Here is an 18,790-nt window from a genome sequence, read left to right as displayed (position 1 = left end):
GCTCCCTCAGGGAGAACGGGGCGGACAAGCGGGCCGCGCTACGGAACCATGGGCGGGGTCAGAACTCGGCGGGATAGTCGTCGATCCTGATCACGCGGGCGAGGTGGAACCCGCGCTCCCCCTTCTCCGTAGCGGTCTCGTGGAACTCGACAAGGCCGAGGCCGCGCGGGATACCCTCCGTCGCCGGGAGCGGCCGGCCACTGGGGGGAAGTACGCCCAGTTCCAGCGCCTCGCGCATCTCGACCATGACGGAGGAGACGGCCGACATCACGTCGGCGGGAGTGTCGAGGCTAAGAGGTCGTTTTCGTCCAACGTTTCATCCCGAGATGGGATGTTCTGTGGTCTTCTTCGGGTCGCGCCAGGAGATGGTGTTCTCGCCGGTGAGGCGGCGGGTCATGAGGCTGGTCATGGCGAGGTGGATCAGGGCTTCGGAGCGGGTGGGCAGGGTTTCGTAGTCGCGGGCCAGGCGGCGGTTCAGCATGAGCCAGCCGTAGGTCCGCTCCACCGCCCACCGTTTCGGTATCGGGGTGAAGCCCCTGGTCCCGGACTTGCGGGCGGTGATCTCCATGTCGATGCCGAGGGTCGCGGCGTGCTCGACGAGGTACTGGCGGTAGCCGCCGTCGACCCAGACCTTGCCGATGCCCGGGTGTTCGGCGGCGACCTGGTCCAGGAGGTGGGTGCCGGCAACGGAGTCCTGCACGCCGGCCGCGGTCACCAGCACGGCGAGGAGGAGTCCGAGCGTGTCGGTGGCAATGCTCCGCTTCCTGCCGACGATCTTCTTCCCGGCGTCGATGCCCTGGCTCGAGGCCGGCACGCTGGTGGAGGTCTTGACGCTCTGGGCGTCGATCACACACGCCGATGGTTCACCCTCCCTGCCCTCCTTCTCCCTCAACAACTGCCGCAGCAAGCCGTTGAGCTGCGCGAACACACCCTCATCGGCCCATTTGGCGAAGTAGCCGTAGACCGTGTTCCAATGCGGGAAGTCGTGTGGGAGATAGCGCCACTGGACCCCGGTGCGGTCCACATACAAGATCGCGTCCATGATGTCGCGCAGGTCGTGCTCGGGCGGCCGGCCAAAGTGCAGAGCCGTACGTCGGCGCTCCAATCGCCACGCGGACAGGACCGGCTCGATCAACTCCCAGCGCGCGTCGGACAGGTCACTCGGATACGGGCGTCGCTTCGGCATGCCTCCGGCGTACCGCCATGAGCCGAATGCGCCCAGGCGCACTGCAGCAGCAGTGGAAGCACACGACTACGAAGGCCGGGCACCCTGGGATGAAACAGGATCACGTCGCCTTCCGCCCCACCCGCAACCCCACGAGCCCCGCAGACACCGACAATTCCCACGGCCTCACCCGCACCACCGTCCGACGCCTCAAGAAACAGCCGATACGCTTGCAAAGAGGGTGAAAACGACCTCTAAAGAGGACCTCTTCGACCTGTGGCGAGAGGGTCAGCGGGTCTTCCTCCTCGGGACCCTCGTCCAGTCATCCTCAGCACTCACCGCCCACGCTCCCGCAGCTCCCGCAGCTCCCGCAGCTCCCGCATGACCGTGGACGCCGAGCGCCCCGGGGCCGTGCCCGCCTTCACCGCAGCGGCTGTACGCACGGTCTGCGGGTCGCCTGCCACCTGGACGAGCAGCCACCAGTTCGTGAGCACCTCCCCGATCGTCTCGGGGGTCGCTTCACCCATCTCGCGGTAGAACTCCATGCGCTGCGCAGCAGGCAACGCGGCTGCGACGGCGTTCTGCGTGCGCGGGATCGGCTGCGGGTCGGAGTGGATCGGCTGCGTAGTCACGGTGACCTCCAGGGTGGGCCCCGCCAGCCTATCCGGCGGAGTCGTGGACGTGTCGGGGTCGACGCGGAGCGCCTTGACCCACCCACGGTGGAACGCGAGCACCGTCACCGCGCCGCGCGCACTCACTCGGCACCGTCCCGGTCCCCGCCGCGCCCGCTCGGGAAGAGGTCGATCACGTCCGGCACCGGCGGGAAGTGGGGGGCGCACTTCGGGCACGCGTACATGTTCCATCCGGGCCCGGAATTCTGGTGCACCTCGGCCACGACCACGGGTGCGTCCGTGACGAGGCAGCAGCGCACGCAGAGGCGGACGGGCTTCCGCGTCGGCGTACGGGGAGTCGGCTCGCTCACCAGGCCACCCCCGCCGCGTGCACGTCGCGGGCGTCCAGGTCGATACCGAAGTCCGCCGCCATCACGAGGCTGAGCCGCCGCAGGTGCTGCCGGGCGCGCTCCTCCTGCCGCTCGTACGCGACGAGGTAGGGGCGGACGAGGGCGCTGTCCTCTCCGGCGAGCCGTTCCCCGAGCCCGTACGGGGACCTCGGCCGGGTGGCGCGTGCCCGCGTGCGTTGTCGGGCCGGAACGCCGGTCGGGCCGACTCCTTCCGGCCGCCGGACGGAGGTCGGGGCGGTCGGCTGCGCGCCAACCCCGCGTCGTCCTGAACCAGGCGCCAGCCCGCCCAGCAGCCACGCAAGCAGCGCGGCGATATGGTTTCGCATAGCCGAAGCTCCAATCTTCGGTGTGCCCCTGAGCGATCCCTAGGCCGGATCTCTCAGGGGCGTTTTCGTGTGCACACCCAGTCTAAGCACACTGTGCACAGCGTGCACAGTGTGCTCCCCAAAGTGTGGCTTGCGCAGTGTGCACAGACGATGGAGATGTGATCTATGAATGGCAGCGGGTGGCCAACGACATCGAGCGACGCATCCGCGCTGGAGAGATCCCGCCGGGCGGACGAGTCGAGAACGAGCGCGAACTGGCGGACGTCTACAACGTCAGCGCGGGAACCGTCCGTCGCGCTGTCCGAGAGCTGCGCGAGCGCGGACTCGTCGAGACCCTCCCCGCTAAGGGCTCGTACGTCGTAGACGTACTGCCCCCCGCCGGCTGACCCCCACCCCGGCCGATTCCGGACCCACTGTCCGACCCCGGACGTAAAGTGGGCGGGGCCGGGGGCGGATGATCACCCGCGGCCGACGTCACACGTCACAAGGCGCGTCCGGGAGCGCCCGGAGCAGGACACAGGGGGAGGGCCGGCGGGCACCATGCGTCCCACACTCGCCGCGCAGGCGCTGCGCGACACCACGGTCGAGTATCTGACCACCACGTTCGCGCTCGCCGAGCCCGACACCCAGAAGGCCCTCACCGAGTTCCTCACGGACCCGGCCGACGGACTCTTCCGCGGGCCGTACCACCGGCTCCGGCGGCCGTTCCGCGCGGCCGAGGACGGCTGGCAGCAGCACCTCGACTGGTACAAGGGCGGTTTCTGGCCGTACGCGCACCAGGCCGAAGCCTTCGCCCGGCTGACGACCAAGGGCGGGCACGTCCCGCAGCCGACGCTCGTCACGACCGGCACGGGCTCCGGCAAGACGGAGGCGTTCCTCGTCCCCGTCATCGACCACTGCCGGCGGGCCAAGGCGGCAGGGAAGCACGGGATCAAGGCCGTGCTGCTCTATCCGATGAACGCGCTCGCGGGTGACCAGGCGGACCGGATCGGCGAGCTGCTGGAGGACGAGCGGCTCCGGGACGTGACCGCCGGGCTCTACATCGGTGAGGCCAGCTCCGCGAAGAACGGCTCCCCGTACGGGCGGGTCGCCGTGGACCGGGCGGAGATCCGCCGGAATCCGCCGGACATCCTGATCACGAACTACAAGATGCTGGACCTGCTGCTCCAGCGGCAGCAGGACGCCCCGCTGTGGGCCGACGCGGACCTCGCGTACATCGTGATCGACGAGTTCCACACGTACGACGGCGCCCAGGGCACCGACGTCGCCATGCTGCTCCGGCGGCTCGGCGCGGTCGTCGGGGCTGCCGACAAAGGCCGGCCGCTGGGCTCGATCTGCCCGGTGGCGACCTCGGCGACCCTCGGCGAGTCGTCCGTGAAGGACCGGCAGGACCAAGGGGGCGGGGGCGGGCCGCGGGCCATGCTGGATGTGGCCTCGCAGGTGTTCGGGGTGCGCTTTCCCGACGACGCCGTGGTCGGGGAGGACCGGCGGGACCTGAACTCCTTCCTCTCCCCCGTGGACGTGTGGTTGCCGCTGCCCTCGCCCGCGGAGGTCGCGGCCCTGCCCGATCCGCCCGCGCGCGACGGCGGGCTCGACGAGGTCTCCCGGCTGGTGCTGGGCTGCGACACGTCCGACGCCCGCGAGATGGGGCGCCGCCTCCTCGCGCACCCGCTCACCCACGACCTGCTGACCGCGGACGTGGATCAGCCGCTCACGGCCGGGGAGATCCTGGCGGCCTTCCCCGCCGGCTCCGCATGGCGGGTGACGGCGGCGCAGGACCCGGAGACCGCCGCCGAGGCGCTGGCCCGGTTCATCGCGCTGATCTCCGTAGCGCGTGACCCGGGGGCACCCGCCGGCAAGGACCGGCCGCTGCTGCTCGTCGAGACGCACCTGTGGGTGCGTGCGCTCTCCCGGGTGCTGCGCTTCGTCGCGCCGCGGCCCGCCTTCTCGTGGACGGACGCCGACCGGGCCGCCTCCGCCTCCGTGACATCCGCCGCGCAGGCGGACCGGAACCGCGTCGTGCCGCGGGCCGGGCGGCTGCCGTCGGCATACTGCCGGCACTGCGGCCGCTCCGGCTGGAGCGCCGTGTGCCCCGAGCGCAACCCGACCTCCCTCGTCTCCGCGCCCGACGACGTCTACCGGCTCAGCGCGGGTGGTGGTCCCGGCAAGGCCCGGGTGCGGGCGCTCATCGCGGCGACGCCCGCCGAGGCGGCGAACCAGGCGCGGCAGGCACTCGGCCGGAGCATGCGGCGCGGGAAGCGGGCGGCGGTCCGCGAAGCGACCGTGCTGGTCCTGGAGGACAACGGGGAGGCGCTGCGCAGGATAGACCCCGACGAGGTGCTGCGCCCCGACGGATCGATCGCCGAGGCCCCGGAGAACGGGGTGTTCGTCAAGGCGTGGTTCGACAACGCCGACCAGGACGTGTACGCCAAGCAGGACCGCTGCCCGGCCTGCGGGCAGGCCCAGGGCATCCGGTTCCTCGGTGCCGGTGTGGCCCCGCTCGCCTCGGTGGCGGTCACCCAGCTGTTCACCGGCGGGGAGCTGCCGAAGAAGGACGCCGACGGCAACGACGCGCGCAAGACGCTGATCTTCAACGACTCCGTGCAGGACGCGGCGCACCGGGCCGGATTCGTCGCGTCGCGCGCCTGGAAGTTCTCGCTGCGTTCCCTCGTGCAGGAACAGCTGGCACAGCGCTCGGCCGAGGAACCGGACTTCGCCGACGAGGGCGTGCCGCTGAACGAGCTGATCGCCGCGCTGGTGAAGCGGGCCTCCGTGGACAAGGAGAAGCTGCTCGCGTCCGTCGTGCCGCCCGACCTGCACGACGTGGACAAGGTGAAGCGGCTCCTGGCGGGCAAGAAGCGGCTGCCCAAGGGGACCTGGGAACTGATCGGTGAGCGGCTGGCGTTCAACACCCTGCTGGAGTTCGGACTGAACTCGCGGGCGGGCCGCACCCTGGAGCTCACCCGCACGGTGGCCGCGGAGGTGTATCTGCCGGACCCGGCGACCGCTGCCGAGCTCGCGGAAGGGCTGTACAGGGAGCACCTGCGCCGGCAACTGCCCGTGGACCCCGAGGAAGCGGCGGAGGACGACGGACTCGCCAAGAAGTCCGCTCCTCCGGTCCTGCCCGCTTCCGGGCCGGACCGACTGCGCCGCTTCGAGGGGTTCGTCCGCGGACTCCTGGAACACGTGCGGACCAGCGGCGGCATCCGGCACGAGTGGCTGGACAAGTTCATCGACGCCGAGGGGCGCAACCGCTACACGATCTGGGGCGGACGCCCCGAAGGGATGCAGGCCTTCGGATGGAACTCGGACGCACCCGCCTTCGTCCTGGTGGGGTCGCGATCGGGCCGTACGGACTTCGAGCGGGTCGACACCAAGGAGAGCTGGTACGCCGACTTCGCCGCACGCTGCCTGGGCATGGACCGGACCCTCGCCGCCGGCTATCTCGCCGAGCTGCTGCCGCGGCTGGCCGACCCGGAGATCGGCGCCCTGGCCCACCGGCGCACCGGCCAGGAGGCGGCGGGCCGGGGGAACCAGGACCACGGGACCTACGGGCTCACCCCCGGGCACATCCGGGTGCGGCCGCTGACCGACGAGCAGACGGCGCACGCGGCACTGGCCTGCCCGGAGTGCGGCTGGACGCAGACCGTGCCGCCGGAGCGGGTGCCGGTGTGGCAGGGCCTGCCGTGCCCGCTCAAGGGCTGTGAGGGGCAGTTGGCGGTGCCCTCGACCGAGGCGCCCGGCAGGGCCGGCCGGGACTACCGGGCGGACTACTACCGGCAGCTGTACCGGGACGCCGGGCCGTACAGCGTGGTCGCCGCCGAACACACCGGGGTGCTCACCCGCAAGGAGCGTGAAGAGGTCGAGAAGGGCTTCCGGCAGGGCGTCCGGCACACAGACCCCAACGTGCTGTCCTGCACGCCCACCCTCGAACTGGGCATCGACATCGGCCAGTTGGAGGCGGTCGTGCTGGCCTCCCTGCCGCCGACCACCGCCGGATACGTCCAGCGCGTCGGCCGGGCCGGCCGCTCGACGGGCAACGCGCTCATGGTGTCGCTCGCCGACACCAGCCCGCGCGCCCTCTACCACCTGGCCGAGCCACGGCAGTTGATCGCGGGGCGGATCCTGCCTCCCGGCTGCTTCCTTTCGGCGGGCGAGCTGCTGCGCCGCCAGTACGTCGCCCACCTCGTCGACCTGGCCGCGCGCGGGCGCCTGGAGGGCGTGACCCCGCTGCCCGACCGGGTGACGGCCCTGTTCGGGCGGGTCGGCTGGCTGCGGCGGTTCTCCCAGGCCGTGACCGGGCGCAGGGACCTGGCCGACGACTTCCTGGAGCTGTTCCCGGAGATCGACGGTGTGCCCGACTCCGGGGTCTCCCGCGATGCCCGTGCGTCGCTGCACCGCTATGCGGCGGGGAAGCTGGCCGAGGCCCTGCGGGACGCCGAGGAGGACTGGGAGGCCGAGCGGGCCGAGCTCGTGGACCGGCGCGCCCGGATCAACGAGGCGGCCGAGGCCCTGCACGAGAACGTGGAGGACGAGGCACGGGAGCAGCGCAACCTCGCCCGGGAGGCCAGGGCCGTCGGGGGTCAGCTCCAGGAGTTCGCGCAGGCCGGGGCTCAGGCGTTCCTGGTCCAGCGGGGTCTGCTGCCGAACTACAGCCTGGTGGAGGGCGGTGTGCGCCTCGAAGCCGCGCTGACCCACAAGGAGCCCGCCAAGCGGGCCCGGAACGCGGCCGGTGCCGACGCGGAGAAGGCGCCCGCGTCGCAGTGGCGCACGGAGCCCCGGACCTACACCCGGCCGGCCGAGTCCGCGCTCACCGAACTCGCCCCCGGGAACTCGTACTACGTCCTCGGCTACCACCACACCATCGACGGTTTCGATCTCGGTCCGCGCCCCAAGGACGGCGAGGACGAGGCCCGTCCGGCGGTGGCCGCCTGGCGCGTCTGCCGGGAGTGCGGGCACGTGCGCACCAAGGACGCCGAGACCGACATCTCGCCCTGCCCCCGCTGCGGCGGCCCCGGCATCGGCGGCCGGGCCGCGCTGCACCACGTGGTCGTCCCGCACAAGGTGACCTCCCGGGACAAGCGGAACGACGCCCGGATCATCGACGACGTCGACACGCGCAACCAGCGCCACTACTCGACGGCCACGGCGGTGGACATCGATCCGGCCGCGATCAAGGAGAGCTGGCGTCACACGGGGGCCACGTTCGGCGTCGACCACGTGCGCGAGGCGGTCATCCGGAGGTTCAACCTCGGGCCCGTCAGGGCGAACCGCCGCCCCGACACGTACTTCGCCGGCACCGAGGTCACCGTCACCCCCTTCGTGCTCTGCCCGCTGTGCGGGGGCGCCACCGACCACGAGCCCGGGCACGCCCCCGTGCAGGAGGAGCTGTCCGAATCCCTCGCCGGACGGCCGGATCTCGCCCACCACCGCCCCTGGTGCCCCACCCGGCGCCGCGGCCGGGCCGTCCAGGCCCAGGACCGGCGGGTGATCACCGCCACCGAGCACCGCACCGAGGCGCTGCGCATCCTGCTCCCCGCCGCGACCCTGCACGTGCCGGAACGCCTGGCGTCCTTCTCCGCCGCCCTGCACCTGGGGCTCGCACTGCGCTACGGCGGCGACCCCGCGCACATCCGGTCCACCCCGAGCACGGAACCGGACCGCGAGACCGGGCTGACCCGCAACTACCTGGTGCTCTACGACTCACTGCCCGGCGGCACGGGCTATCTGCAACGGCTCGTCGAGCGCGTGGGCGACGAATTCCGGGCGGTGCTGGCGGCGGCGCAGGAATACCTGCGCGCCTGCCCGTGCGAGAACGGGCCCCGGCGCGCGTGTCACCTCTGTCTGCTGGGATACGCGCCGGAGCGCGAATACCCGCTCCTGGACCACCTCGAAGCGCTGTGGATGCTCGACGACGTGCTCGGTGCGGACGGGCGCAGCCGGTGGGACGTCAGGCCGCTCCGCAAGGACCGGGCGGGGCGCGCGGAGGCCGAGGAGGAGGACCGCAGGCGCTTCGCCCGGCAGGCCCAGAGCGATCTGGAGCGGCGGTTCATCGACTGTCTCGACCGCTGGCTCGACGATCCCGCGAACAAGGCCGACGTGGAGCACGAGGAGACCCCGACCGGACGCCAGGGCAAGCAGTTCACGCTGCGCCGGCGGGACGGCTCGCCTATCCGCTGGGAGTCCGTCGCACAGAAGCCGCTGCACGCCCAGGGCACGGTGCCGGACCTGCTGCTGCGCCCCGTCGCGGGTGAGACCACGTCGGACGGGGCTCCGCCCGTGCCGGTGGCCGTCTACCTGGACGGCTACCGGTGGCACGCCTCCGCGGCGACGAACCGGATCGCGGGGGACGCCGCCAAGCGGGCCCGGCTCCGGGCCGACGGCATGCTGGTCTGGCAGATCACCTGGGACGACGTCATGGCCTGGGACAAGGAGCTGCGGACCCGGGCCGGCCGCGGTGCGGCGGCGGACGGGGACGAGGGCGCACAGGCCCTCACCCCCGCCCTGGCCGGGCCGTCGGCGCAGGCCGCGTGGCCGCCGTACGCCGTCGACGGGGACGCCACACCGGGTGGCCGGGCCCGGGCCAACTGGGCGCGGCAGCGGCAGGACCCGGCCGAGATCGACCGGCTGTTCGCCGGTGCCGTCCCCGCCCTCCTCGCCTTCCTCGCAGACCCCGACCTGCGGCGCTGGCACGCGCTGGCCCGGCTGTGCGTGGGGGGCCTGCTCCCCTTGGCGAAGCGGGAGGAGGTGGTCGACGCCTCCCCCGAGGCGGCCGTCGCGTGGATAGAGGCGACGCTGCGGGGCGACGCCCGGCCGCCGGTGAGCGGTCAGGGGCTGAAGCTCTACCCCGTACGCGACGGCTCAGGCCTGCCGCTGACGTTGATCGGTGACGCCCGGACGAAACCGCAGGGGCTGAGCGCGCTGGCCGTGCTCGACGACCGTGCGGAGGCCGTCGCCGGGGACGGCGACACGCACCGGCGGCGCTGGAAGGCGTGGCTGTGCTGGGGCAACGTACTCCAGTTCCTGGATCCGGCCGGGACCGGCCGGGCCGACGGTCTGCAACTCGCCCGCAGCGAGCTGGACTCCTTCGACGCGGGACTGCTGGCGGCCACGGCCGTACGAGCCGGCGGGCTCCTGCCGGCCCTGCGCGAGGAGCTGCCGGGCACGGGGCTCGTGCTGCCGGAAGCGGAGCGGGAGGACCCGGGCGCTGCGCCGGAGGCGGCGGCCGAGGCGGCTCCCGGCACGTCGCCGCAGGCCGACGGTGCGCGTGCGGTGCCGACGGAGCTGGAACGCGCCGCGTGGGATCTCGTCCTTCGTGAGCTGTCGTACGTGGGCGACCCGGCGATCGAGGCCCTCGCCACGGCACTCGCCGAGCGCGGCCAGGTGCGGGCCGCCGAGGCGGGCTGGGACGCCCCCGGTCTCTCCAGGCCGCTCGAACTCGCCTGGCCGGACCGCAGGATCGCGGTCGTCCTGGACGAGGACGCGGCCGACGACGCGTACATGGAGCAGTGTCACGCGGCCGGGTGGCAGGTCCGGGCGCCGGGCGGCTGGGACGAGAAGGAGCTCGCCGCCCTGCTGGACGACCGGCGGGAGAGCGCATCCGGAGAGGGAGGGGACCGGTCATGAGCCAGGGAGTCCGGACACAGGTCACGGTCACACCGCAGGCCAACGAGGACATCCGGCGCCTCGACGCGGCCACGAAGAACGCGGTGGGCGACTTCGTCCGCCGGCTGCGCACCGACCGGTCCAACAGGGCGCTGCGTCTGGTCTTCCTGCGGGAGACGGGCGGAAACGGGCGTCTGTTCCTTGCTTCCCTCGACGGCAGTCGCATGGGGCTGCTCCTCGAGACCGAGGAAAACCGCTTCAGTCTGCTGGCCGTCCGGGTCGGGCCGGCGGCACGGGACGAACTCGCCCGGCTGACCGTGGAGATCAACGCGGTCTCGGGTGGTGTCGAGCTCGTCGACCAGAGCGAGGTCAGCGCCCAGGTGGTGGCGATGCCCGCACGGCCGGAGCCCGATCCGACGCCGGATGCCGTGCCGGGGGAAGCCCTGGCCGCCGAGGAAGCCGCCTCGCCTTCCGAACCCGTGCCGACCGCTCTCCCGGTCCCGCTCTTCGCCCGCTACGACGACGGGGAGCTGGTCGAGCTCGGTGTCATCGCCTCCCTGCTGCCCGCTCTGCGGCGCATCACCGACGGCCGCCAGCTGGAGGCCGTGCTCGGTCACAACCTCCCGGGGCTCACCCGGGAGGTGCTGCTGGCGCTGCACGACGGCATGGAGCCGCCCGAGGTGCGCGCGTTCGTCACCGACCAGTGGCGGGCCGACGGACGAGTCGACCCGCAGGACTGGGCGCAGGCCGCTCGGCGCCCCGTCTCCCAGGTGAGCACGGAGGACGCGGCGGTCCTGGACGCGCTCGGGGACGGTTTCGAGGCGTGGCGGCTCTTTCTCCATCCCGAGCAGCGCCGGCTCGCCACCACGTCCTTCAAGGGATCGGCGAAGGTCACGGGCGGGCCGGGTACCGGCAAGACCGTCGTGGCACTCCACCGGGTCCGGTACCTCGTCGACCGGCTCCCCCCGGGCCAGACCCGGCCCGTGCTGCTGACCACGTACAACACGAACCTCGCCGCCGACCTGAGGGAGCGCCTGCATCGGCTCGGCGGTGACGCGCTCGTGCGCCGGGTCGACGTCAAGTCCGTGGACCAGGTCGCCCGGGAGGTGGTCGAGCAGCATCCCGGTTCGGTGCTCGGCACGCCCATGGGCGACGAGGAGGCCATGGCGCTCTGGCACCGCGCGTGCACGGAGGTGGGTGTCTTCGACTACGACGTCGACTTCCTCGACGCGGAGTTCAAGCACGTCATCCTCGCGCAGGGCTGCGGAACGGAGCGTCTGTACTTCCGCGCGGAACGCAAAGGCCGGGGAGTGCTGCAACGAGCCGACCGGAAAAAGGTGTGGGAGCTGGTGCAGACGTACCGCTCGCTGCTGGACAGTCCGCCCCGCCGCACCACGTACGCGCTGATCGCCGACGAGGCCGCGCGGATCGAGGGGCGCCACATGGCGAAGGCCGTCGAGCAGGCACGCTACAAGGAGGAGCACGGCGGCCTGGACCTCGTCCATCGTGAGGCCGGAAGCGGCATGTGGCTCAAGCCCCGCTACCGGCATGTGGTCGTCGACGAGGCCCAGGACCTGTCGGCCTCCCACTGGCGGATGCTGCGGGCGATGACGGCCCCCGGGCCGGACGACATCTTCCTGGCCGGTGACGCCCACCAGCGCATCTACTCGCACCAGGTGGTGCTGGGCCGGCTCGGCATCAACACCCCTGGACGGGCCTCCCGACGGCTGACCCTGAACTACCGCACGACGCGGGAGATCCTGGGCAGCGCCCACGGCCTGGTCCACGGTGAGAGCTTCGACGATCTCGACGACGGGGCCGACACCCTGGACGGGTACCGGTCCGTACTGACCGGGCTGGCTCCCCAGTACTGGCGTGCTCCCGACTGGGAGACCGAGATGCGGGCGATCGCCGCCCTGCTCAAGGAACGTCACGAGCGCTACGGCACTCCGTACGCCGCCATGGCCGTCAGCGTGCCCGACAAGGACGCCGTCACACAGCTCGCCTACACGCTGGCGTGCAAACCGTTCCTGATTCCCGCGAGTGAGATCGGCCGGGAGGGCCCCCGCGACGTCGACACCGTGCACATCGGCACCATGCACCGGTTCAAGGGGCTGGAATTCCAGCGGGTGTTCCTGGCGGGTGTCAGCGAAGGCTTGATTCCCCATCAGCGCATCGAGACCTTCAGGCTGAGCAGTCCCGACCGGTATCGCCAGGAGGAGCAGCGAGCCCGCTCCCTGCTCTTCGTGGCGGCGACCCGGGCACGGGACGAGCTGATCGTCACCTGGCACGGCAGAGCCAGCCGTTACCTGCCCCGGCAGGCCGACCGCGACGCCGGCCGCGCGTCGTCCCTGTTGCGGGAGGACGGTCCGCCTTCGGGTTCAAACGCGGCCTGACGCCACATAATCTCAGGTCAGGCCCTCTTGTCCGCAGGTTACAGAATCGCCACCCACTCCGCTTGCGAGGTCATCGGAAACGCTTCGACGATTTCCACGGACTCGCGACGCCGGCCAGTCCCCTGCGGCAACGGGGTCGTCCGCTCCACGGTGCGCACATCAATATGGCCCGTATGCAGCCCAGAGAACGCGGTAGTGGGCTGCAGTAGCCCCTGGGACTTTCGACCGCACCAACGTGTACGCGCAGGAGACACCTGAAAGATGATTAATTCAGGTCAACGTTCTGCCGCCGCGTATCGCCGCAGGCCATAGAACTGCGTGGTGTCTTCCGGGACATCTAGGCGCAGGGGTCCATCGGCGGATGCGGACCCCCCGTTGGCTCGGTGTTGTCGACGCGTTGGAGTGATCACTTAGCTTGATCACGAAACGTCCGGAGACCGGCACGTTCTCCGGATTCACGATGACATCGACCCAACGGGGGGCATTCCCATGTCCAAGAACATCGCCGCACGCGCCGCCATGGCAGCCGGCGGCCTCGCCCTGGCCACCGCCGGGCTCTTCGCCGGCGCCGGTACGGCCGCCGCCGGCTCCAGCGGCCAGCAGATCTCGTACACGGACCACGCGACGCCCGGCCTCCGGCACTCGATCGAGCTCTACGGCTACAACCACAACGGCGAGGAGAGCCTCGGCTGCTTCACCATCAACTCGGGCGGCACCACGAACATCGGCGGCTGGTGGTGGCGCGGCGACCTCGTGGTCAAGGCGTTCAACACCTCCAACTGCACGAACGGCTACAGCTGGGGGACCCACGTCGCCGTCCCGTACTCGCAGAACGGCGACTGGACGTACGTCACCGGCTACTAGGCCGGCCGTCACCAGCGGGGGAACGCACATGAACGCAACTCGCCGTGCCGTCGGCGCGGTGGCGCTGCTCGCCGCCCTGAGCGGCATCGCCGCCTGCGGGCCGGACGGCTCCGAGGATGAGGGAGCATCGACAGGCTCCGGGACCAGTGCCACGCCGTCCGCCACCGCCTCCGGGGCCTCCGACTCCGGCGAGGACTGCGGCAAGCCGCCCAAATTGCCCGTCGGGCACACCCGGGTCAAGGTCACGCTGATGCGCGACTCCGGAGGTTTCGAGGCGGCGGTGGCCAAGCCGCACTGCACGCCCAACGACTGGATCTACGGGGCCGACGAGACGGATCCGGTCGAGCACTACGTCCTCCCCGAGGACGTCGAGGCGCAACTGGCCCTGATGGACGGCCCCGGCCGGTGGAAGCGGGTCGGCCACGAGGAGTTGGCCCTGCACATCGACCGCTGCCACGCCCAGGAGATCGGCGCCCCCACCGACGACTACCCCGAGGTGGAGCCGCCGTTCGGCTGCTTCGGCAACGTCTACGAGATCACCGTGGGCGCCGGGGGCGAGGTGAGGACGATCAAGGAGATCTGGAGCGTCTGACGCATCCGGCATCCAGGAACCGCCGAGACGCCCGCGTCTCGGCGGTTCGGCGTTTCATACCGGGTGCCGCCCCGTGCGGCCTGGTGGTCGACCCGGGTTCCAGGCCCGCCCCAGGGCCGTTCGTTGGAATGGCTCGGTGGTTCAGGACGAGTCAGGACGGCGGTGGGGTCGTGGTCGGGCGGGATCGTTCGCGGGGGGCCGGTCTCGGGCCCGAGGAGTTCGGGGGGCTCGATCCCGGGCGACGGGAGGAGGCCGTGCGGCGGAGTTCCGGGAGTTCGGGGTGGGCGGAGAGCGCGCGGATCGCGTTCATGCTGGGGCGGCCGCGGACCTGTGTGCCCGGGAATCTGGCGTTCGTGCTGGGGTGGACGGCCGCGGGGGGCACGGTGTCCGCGGGGTTCTTCCTGGGGATGTTCATGTCGTTCGGGTTCGGACTGGTGGCCAACCTCTACAACGCGTACACGGATCTGGCGGAGGACAGCCGGAATCTGCCCGGGCGGGTGTGGCTGGTGCTGCGGCTCGGGCATCGGCGGACCGCGTGGATCGGTCATGCGGCGAGCGGTGTGCTGCTCGTCCTCGCGCTGCCGTACGGCGGTGTCTCCATGCTGCCGCTCGCGCTGTTCCTGCTCGTGGGGGCGCACCAGTACTCGTTCCGGCCGCTGCGGCTGAAGGACGGGCCCGTGGTGGGGCTGCTGGCGTTCAGCCTGGCGGTCTTCGGGCCGTTCCTGCTCGGGTTCGCCGGGGTGCCGGACGGTCGCGGGCCGGGGTGGGCGCTGTTCGCGTTCCTGGTGGTGTGGTTCGTCGCCAAGGGGATGATGAAGAACCTCCCGGACTTCGAGGGCGACCGTGAGGCGGGGCTGCGTACGTCGGCGACGGTCTTCGCGAGCCGCGCGCGTGCCGCGCGGGCCGCGACCGTGGTGACGCTGGTCGGGTATCTGTCGCCCGCGGTGTTCGTGGCCGCCGGGCTGCTGCCGGGGCGGGTGCTGTGGGCGCTGCCGTGGACGGTGGCGGCGCTGGTGCAGTGCCGGGCGATGGCCCGTACGCCGGAGCGGGCCGGGGCCAACGCGGTGCTCAAGGTCGACATGCTGCTGTCGACCGCCTTTCTCGCCTCGGTCCTACTGCTCCACTCGCCGGGCTGGGTCTCGGTGACGGGTGTCGTGCTGGGCGCGGTCCTGCTGTTCGGCAGCGACCTGCTGGCCCTGGACTCCCGGCGCCGGAGCGATGTCACCGCCGCCGCCTCCCCCACCCCGTAACCTCCAGAAGGAGACGACGTCATGCCCGCCTTTCCCGGTCCTCGGACGCCGGCGCAGTACCTACGTGTCGGCCGGGCCTTCCAGCGCTCGCTGCCGGAGGGCCTGGAACACCTCCGGGACACCTACGGTCCGGTCAGCGCGTTCGGCTTCGGCCCGACCCGGACGCACTTCCTGTTCGGGCCGGAGGCCAACGCCCTGGTCATGAAGAACCAGGACAACTTCCGCTTCAGCGGGGCGTACGACATGCTGCGCCCGATCGCCGGTGACACCGCGCTGGTCACGACGGACGGCGAGGAGAACGCCCGGCGCAGGCGCAAGGCGCGGCCGGCGTTCCACCGCGGCGGGGCGGAGGAGAGCACCCGGCTGATCCTGGCGTCCGTCGACGAGACGATCGGCCGGTGGCGGCCCGGGCAGCGGGTGGACGTCCACGGCGAACTGCGCTCGGCGATCCGCAGTGCGATGCTGCGGCAGTTCTGCGGTGAGCGCCTGGCGGCCCAGGAGGCTTATCTCGTAGGCCAGTTGGAGCGCGTACACGAGCTGATGGACTATCCGTTGCCGCAGCAGCTGATCGCCTGGAAGCTGCCCGGCGCCGCGCGCAGGAGGGCGCTGGACGGGATCGCGGCCGTGGAAGGGCTGATCTACGCGGAGATACGGCGCCGGCGCCGCGAGGGCGGCCCCGAGGGGACGCGCGATCTCATCTCCGTGATGCTGTCCGACGACGGCCCCGCGATGTCCGACCAGGAGGTCCGCGACATGGTGGTCAGCGCGCTGATCGCCGGGTACGACCCGGTCGGCTCGGCGCTCGGCTGGGCCGTCTACAACTCGCTGAGTACGCCGGGGGTCTGGCAGCGGCTGCGGGAGGAGGCGGAGGCGGCACCGCCGGGCGGGGCGGTGTCGGCGGCCGAGGTCCGCGAGCTGCGCTACACCAACCAGGTCGTCCAGGAGAGCCTGCGCACGCACCCGCCCGTCGTCCTCAGCCCGCGCCGCTGCGTCCGGGGCTTCCGGTACGCGGGCCACCTCGTCCCGGCCGGCAGCCTGGTCGCGGTCAGCGAGTACATCACGCACCGCTCCCCCGAGGTGTGGCCGGAGCCGGACCGCTTCCTGCCGGAGCGCTGGGACGCCTCGCGGGACGGGTACCGGGCCCCCGGGCCGTTCGAGTACCTGCCGTACGGGTACGGCGGGCGCCGCTGTGTCGGGGCGACCATCGCCTCCGTGCTCCTGCCCGCGGCGCTCTCGCGGCTCGCCCTGCGCACCACGCTCGACCTGCGGACCCGGCATCCGCAGTACGGCGGCATCCCGGCGCTGATCCCCCGCGACGGCCTGTTCGTCGAGGTGGGCGCGGCCCCGCGCGCCGAGCGGACCGGCGCCCTGACGGAGGAGGCCCGATGACCGCGCCGACGATCGGAGCCGCCGGGGCTGTCGCCGTGCCCGATCCCGAACAGGCCGCCGATGCCTGGCACATGCGGGAACTGATCTACGGCCACGTGCGCTCACGGGCCGTCTGCGCCGCCGCCGAACTCGGCCTCCCGGACACGATCGGCGACGGTTCGCCGACCGCGGCCGGGCTGGCCCGCGCGACCGGCGGCGACCCGGTGCTGCTGACCCGGTTGCTGCGCGCGCTGGTGTCCTTCGGGGTGCTGCGCCAGGTGCCGGGCGAGGGCGCCGACGGCTTCGCGCTGACGGGGCTCGGCCGGACCCTGCGCTCGGACGCGCCGGCCTCCGCGCTGCCGACGGCCCTGCTGGTCGCCTCGACGATGGCGCCCGCGTGGGAGCGGCTGACCGACGTGGTCCGCCGGGGGCGTCCGGCGTTCGCTGAGGTCTTCGGCACGGAGTTCTTCGGCCACCTGGACGCGGACCCGGCGCTGCGGGGGCTGTTCGACCGGTCCCAGGAGACCGGGCTCGCCCTGGAGCTGGAGGGCCTGCTCCGGGCCGTGGACTTCGACGGCCCGCTGACCGTCGTCGACGTCGGCGGCGGGGACGGTGCCCTGCTGACCGGGCTGCTGCGGGACCGGCCCCGGGCGCGGGGTGTGCTGGTCGACCTTCCGGCGACGCTGCCGGGGGCGGCCCGGCGGCTGGCCGGGGCGGGGCTGGACGACCGGTGCGAACTGGTCGGGGGCGACTTCCTGACCGCGCTGCCGCCGGGCGGGGACCTCTATCTGCTGCGGCACATCCTGCACGACTGGGACGACGACTCCTGCCGCGCGATCCTGCGCAACTGCCGCCGTGCGATGGGTCCGGGGGCCCGGCTGGTCGTCGTCGACCACCTGGCCGACGCGGCGGACACGGACGGCCCGGAACGGGGCCCGAGCGGCGAGTGGGGGGCGCTGATGGACCTCTACATGATGTCCCTGTTCGAGGGGGGCCGCGAGCGGACCCGCAAGGAGATGGCGGGCCTGCTGGGCGAGGCGGGGCTGACGCTGGTGCGGACCACCCGGCTGCCCGCCGGCACCGGAGTCCTGGAGGCGCGGTCCGTCGGCCGCCCGGGCGACACGGGAGGCGAGCGCTGATGCCGTCGCGGAACGAGACCCGCTTGCCGGTGCGGCCGCCGACCGCGGCGGAGGCCGAAGCGGCGGTGCGCGAATGGCTCGACTCGTACATCTGCCGCCCGCACGGTGAGTTGGGGCGCGCCGGACCCGTATGCCCGTTCGTGGCGCCGGCGTTGAAGGCGGGGACGCTCGTCCTGCGTTCCCGTACGGGGATGGCGGCGGCCGACGCCGACGACGCGAAAGCGGTGGTACGGGAGTTGGCGCGGGACTTCCGGGCGCGGAGCTGGCCGCATGCCAACCCGACGATGCGGACGCTCCTGCTGGTGCTGCCCGATCTGCCGCCGGCCGGGTGGCCGCTGCTGGACCGCGTACAGGCGGAGTTGAAGGCGGAGCTGGCCGGGCAGGGGCTGATGCTCGGGCAGTTCCATCCGGACTGCACCGAACCGGCCGCACGGAACCCCGACTTCCTGGTGTCCCGTTGCCCGGTGCCGCTGCTGGTGGTCCGCAACATGGCCGTCCACGACGTGCTCTTCCTCCACCACCGCGGCGACTTCTTCGACGAGTACCGCCGGCGCTTCGGCTCCCGCTACGAGCGCCGGGCGGTGGCCGACACCCTGTTCCGGGAGACGTACCAGAACGCGGTCTCCTGGCATGCGCCGAGCGCGTCCGACACCCCACCCCGCCAGACGAACGGAGAACCGGAATGAGGAAGTTCAACCAGCGCTTCGAGGACTACATGCGCGGCCACACCAGTGAGGCGAGCCGCTGGATGCATGTGGCGGGCATGGCCGCGGCATTGGGCGTCGCGGCCACCGCCGTACGGCGGCGCCGCCCGAAGCTGCTCGCGGCCGCGCCCGGCGCGTTCTTCGCCTTCGCCTGGAGCGGCCACTTCGTCTTCGAGCGGAACCTGCCCATCGGCTTCAGCGATCCCGGTGCGGCGTTCTCCGGCGACCTGAAGATGATCTACCTGATGGCGACCGGCCGCAACGCCGAGCTGAAGGAGCTGGTGGAGCGGCTGCGGCGGGAGGACGGAGCCCCCGCCGCCGAGGAGCCCTCCGCGCAGGCCCTTCAGCGGGTCTCCTGAA

The 18,790-nt window shown here is 72.2% G+C and carries 15 protein-coding genes; 10 read left to right on the top strand and 5 right to left on the bottom strand.

Annotated features, from left to right (window positions below; translation table 11 throughout):
* Positions 1 to 58: 58 nt before the first annotated feature.
* The 5 genes from OG242_RS26090 to OG242_RS26070 all read right to left on the bottom strand — a co-directional run bounded on the left by OG242_RS26090 (position 59) and on the right by OG242_RS26070 (position 2,512).
* Entirely contained in the window at positions 59 to 271 is a 213-nt protein-coding gene (locus OG242_RS26090; RefSeq protein ID WP_405762237.1) for a hypothetical protein, read from the bottom strand.
* A gap of 45 nt (positions 272 to 316) precedes the next feature.
* The gene (locus OG242_RS26085; protein ID WP_405762236.1) at positions 317 to 1,186 is read right to left on the bottom strand and encodes an IS5 family transposase; all 870 of its coding nucleotides are present in this window, start codon (positions 1,184 to 1,186) and stop codon (positions 317 to 319) included.
* Positions 1,187 to 1,500: 314 nt separating this feature from the next.
* Positions 1,501 to 1,797: a hypothetical protein gene (locus OG242_RS26080; RefSeq protein WP_405900452.1), complete on the bottom strand. Its 297-nt coding sequence runs from the start codon at positions 1,795 to 1,797 to the stop codon at positions 1,501 to 1,503.
* 122 nt (positions 1,798 to 1,919) lie between these two features.
* A complete protein-coding gene (locus OG242_RS26075; protein WP_405762233.1) occupies positions 1,920 to 2,147 on the bottom strand; it encodes a hypothetical protein in 228 nt (75 codons plus the stop codon).
* Positions 2,144 to 2,512 carry a hypothetical protein gene (locus OG242_RS26070; protein WP_405762231.1) on the bottom strand — a complete coding sequence of 123 codons (369 nt, stop codon included), beginning with the start codon at positions 2,510 to 2,512 and terminating at the stop codon, positions 2,144 to 2,146. The genes OG242_RS26075 and OG242_RS26070 overlap by 4 nt, the downstream gene beginning before the upstream one ends.
* 158 nt (positions 2,513 to 2,670) lie before the next feature.
* On the opposite strand from OG242_RS26070, the gene OG242_RS26065 reads away from it, so the two are divergent.
* The 10 genes from OG242_RS26065 (at position 2,671) to OG242_RS26020 (ending at position 18,789) form a co-directional block, all read left to right on the top strand.
* Complete coding sequence (locus tag OG242_RS26065) at positions 2,671 to 2,898, top strand: winged helix-turn-helix domain-containing protein (protein WP_256088736.1); 228 nt, start codon at positions 2,671 to 2,673, stop codon at positions 2,896 to 2,898.
* Positions 2,899 to 3,052: 154 nt separating this feature from the next.
* Positions 3,053 to 10,138 carry a DEAD/DEAH box helicase gene (locus tag OG242_RS26060; protein WP_405900451.1) on the top strand — a complete coding sequence of 2,362 codons (7,086 nt, stop codon included), beginning with the start codon at positions 3,053 to 3,055 and terminating at the stop codon, positions 10,136 to 10,138.
* Positions 10,135 to 12,513, top strand: coding sequence for a UvrD-helicase domain-containing protein (locus tag OG242_RS26055; RefSeq protein ID WP_405900450.1), 2,379 nt, complete (start codon positions 10,135 to 10,137; stop codon positions 12,511 to 12,513). The genes OG242_RS26060 and OG242_RS26055 overlap by 4 nt, the downstream gene beginning before the upstream one ends.
* A gap of 489 nt (positions 12,514 to 13,002) precedes the next feature.
* On the top strand, positions 13,003 to 13,377 hold the full coding sequence (locus tag OG242_RS26050) for a hypothetical protein (protein WP_330454438.1): 375 nt from the start codon (positions 13,003 to 13,005) through the stop codon (positions 13,375 to 13,377).
* A gap of 28 nt (positions 13,378 to 13,405) precedes the next feature.
* Complete coding sequence (locus tag OG242_RS26045; protein ID WP_405900449.1) at positions 13,406 to 13,969, top strand: hypothetical protein; 564 nt, start codon at positions 13,406 to 13,408, stop codon at positions 13,967 to 13,969.
* A gap of 254 nt (positions 13,970 to 14,223) precedes the next feature.
* On the top strand, positions 14,224 to 15,219 hold the full coding sequence (locus tag OG242_RS26040; RefSeq protein WP_405900448.1) for a UbiA family prenyltransferase: 996 nt from the start codon (positions 14,224 to 14,226) through the stop codon (positions 15,217 to 15,219).
* Positions 15,220 to 15,240: 21 nt separating this feature from the next.
* The gene (locus tag OG242_RS26035) at positions 15,241 to 16,608 is read left to right on the top strand and encodes a cytochrome P450 (RefSeq protein ID WP_405900447.1); all 1,368 of its coding nucleotides are present in this window, start codon (positions 15,241 to 15,243) and stop codon (positions 16,606 to 16,608) included.
* Positions 16,605 to 17,726, top strand: coding sequence for a methyltransferase (locus OG242_RS26030; RefSeq protein WP_405900446.1), 1,122 nt, complete (start codon positions 16,605 to 16,607; stop codon positions 17,724 to 17,726). Before OG242_RS26035 ends, OG242_RS26030 begins: the two co-directional genes overlap by 4 nt.
* Positions 17,726 to 18,412 (top strand): DUF6875 domain-containing protein, encoded by a 687-nt coding sequence (locus OG242_RS26025; RefSeq protein WP_405900445.1) that lies wholly within the window; start codon positions 17,726 to 17,728, stop codon positions 18,410 to 18,412. The genes OG242_RS26030 and OG242_RS26025 overlap by 1 nt, the downstream gene beginning before the upstream one ends.
* Positions 18,409 to 18,789 (top strand): Mpo1-like protein, encoded by a 381-nt coding sequence (locus OG242_RS26020; protein WP_405900444.1) that lies wholly within the window; start codon positions 18,409 to 18,411, stop codon positions 18,787 to 18,789. Before OG242_RS26025 ends, OG242_RS26020 begins: the two co-directional genes overlap by 4 nt.
* Position 18,790 lies beyond the last annotated feature (1 nt).

It is taken from the genome of Streptomyces sp. NBC_00727 (genome assembly GCF_045161745.1).
In the GTDB taxonomy this organism is placed as follows: Bacteria; Actinomycetota; Actinomycetes; order Streptomycetales; family Streptomycetaceae; genus Streptomyces.
Note: the sequence above shows the minus strand (reverse complement) of the source record. Positions and strands in the feature narration are given on the sequence as shown.

Excerpts from the sequence above, each read along its gene's own strand:
- OG242_RS26085 (WP_405762236.1), bottom strand. The coding sequence starts at position 1,186 with ATGCCGAAGCGACGCCCGTATCCGAGTGACCTGTCCGACGCGCGCTGG.
- OG242_RS26070 (WP_405762231.1), bottom strand. The coding sequence starts at position 2,512 with ATGCGAAACCATATCGCCGCGCTGCTTGCGTGGCTGCTGGGCGGGCTG.
- OG242_RS26060 (WP_405900451.1), top strand. The coding sequence starts at position 3,053 with ATGCGTCCCACACTCGCCGCGCAGGCGCTGCGCGACACCACGGTCGAG.
- OG242_RS26055 (WP_405900450.1), top strand. The coding sequence starts at position 10,135 with ATGAGCCAGGGAGTCCGGACACAGGTCACGGTCACACCGCAGGCCAAC.
- OG242_RS26050 (WP_330454438.1), top strand. The coding sequence starts at position 13,003 with ATGTCCAAGAACATCGCCGCACGCGCCGCCATGGCAGCCGGCGGCCTC.
- OG242_RS26045 (WP_405900449.1), top strand. The coding sequence starts at position 13,406 with ATGAACGCAACTCGCCGTGCCGTCGGCGCGGTGGCGCTGCTCGCCGCC.
- OG242_RS26035 (WP_405900447.1), top strand. The coding sequence starts at position 15,241 with ATGCCCGCCTTTCCCGGTCCTCGGACGCCGGCGCAGTACCTACGTGTC.
- OG242_RS26030 (WP_405900446.1), top strand. The coding sequence starts at position 16,605 with ATGACCGCGCCGACGATCGGAGCCGCCGGGGCTGTCGCCGTGCCCGAT.
- OG242_RS26025 (WP_405900445.1), top strand. The coding sequence starts at position 17,726 with ATGCCGTCGCGGAACGAGACCCGCTTGCCGGTGCGGCCGCCGACCGCG.
- OG242_RS26020 (WP_405900444.1), top strand. The coding sequence starts at position 18,409 with ATGAGGAAGTTCAACCAGCGCTTCGAGGACTACATGCGCGGCCACACC.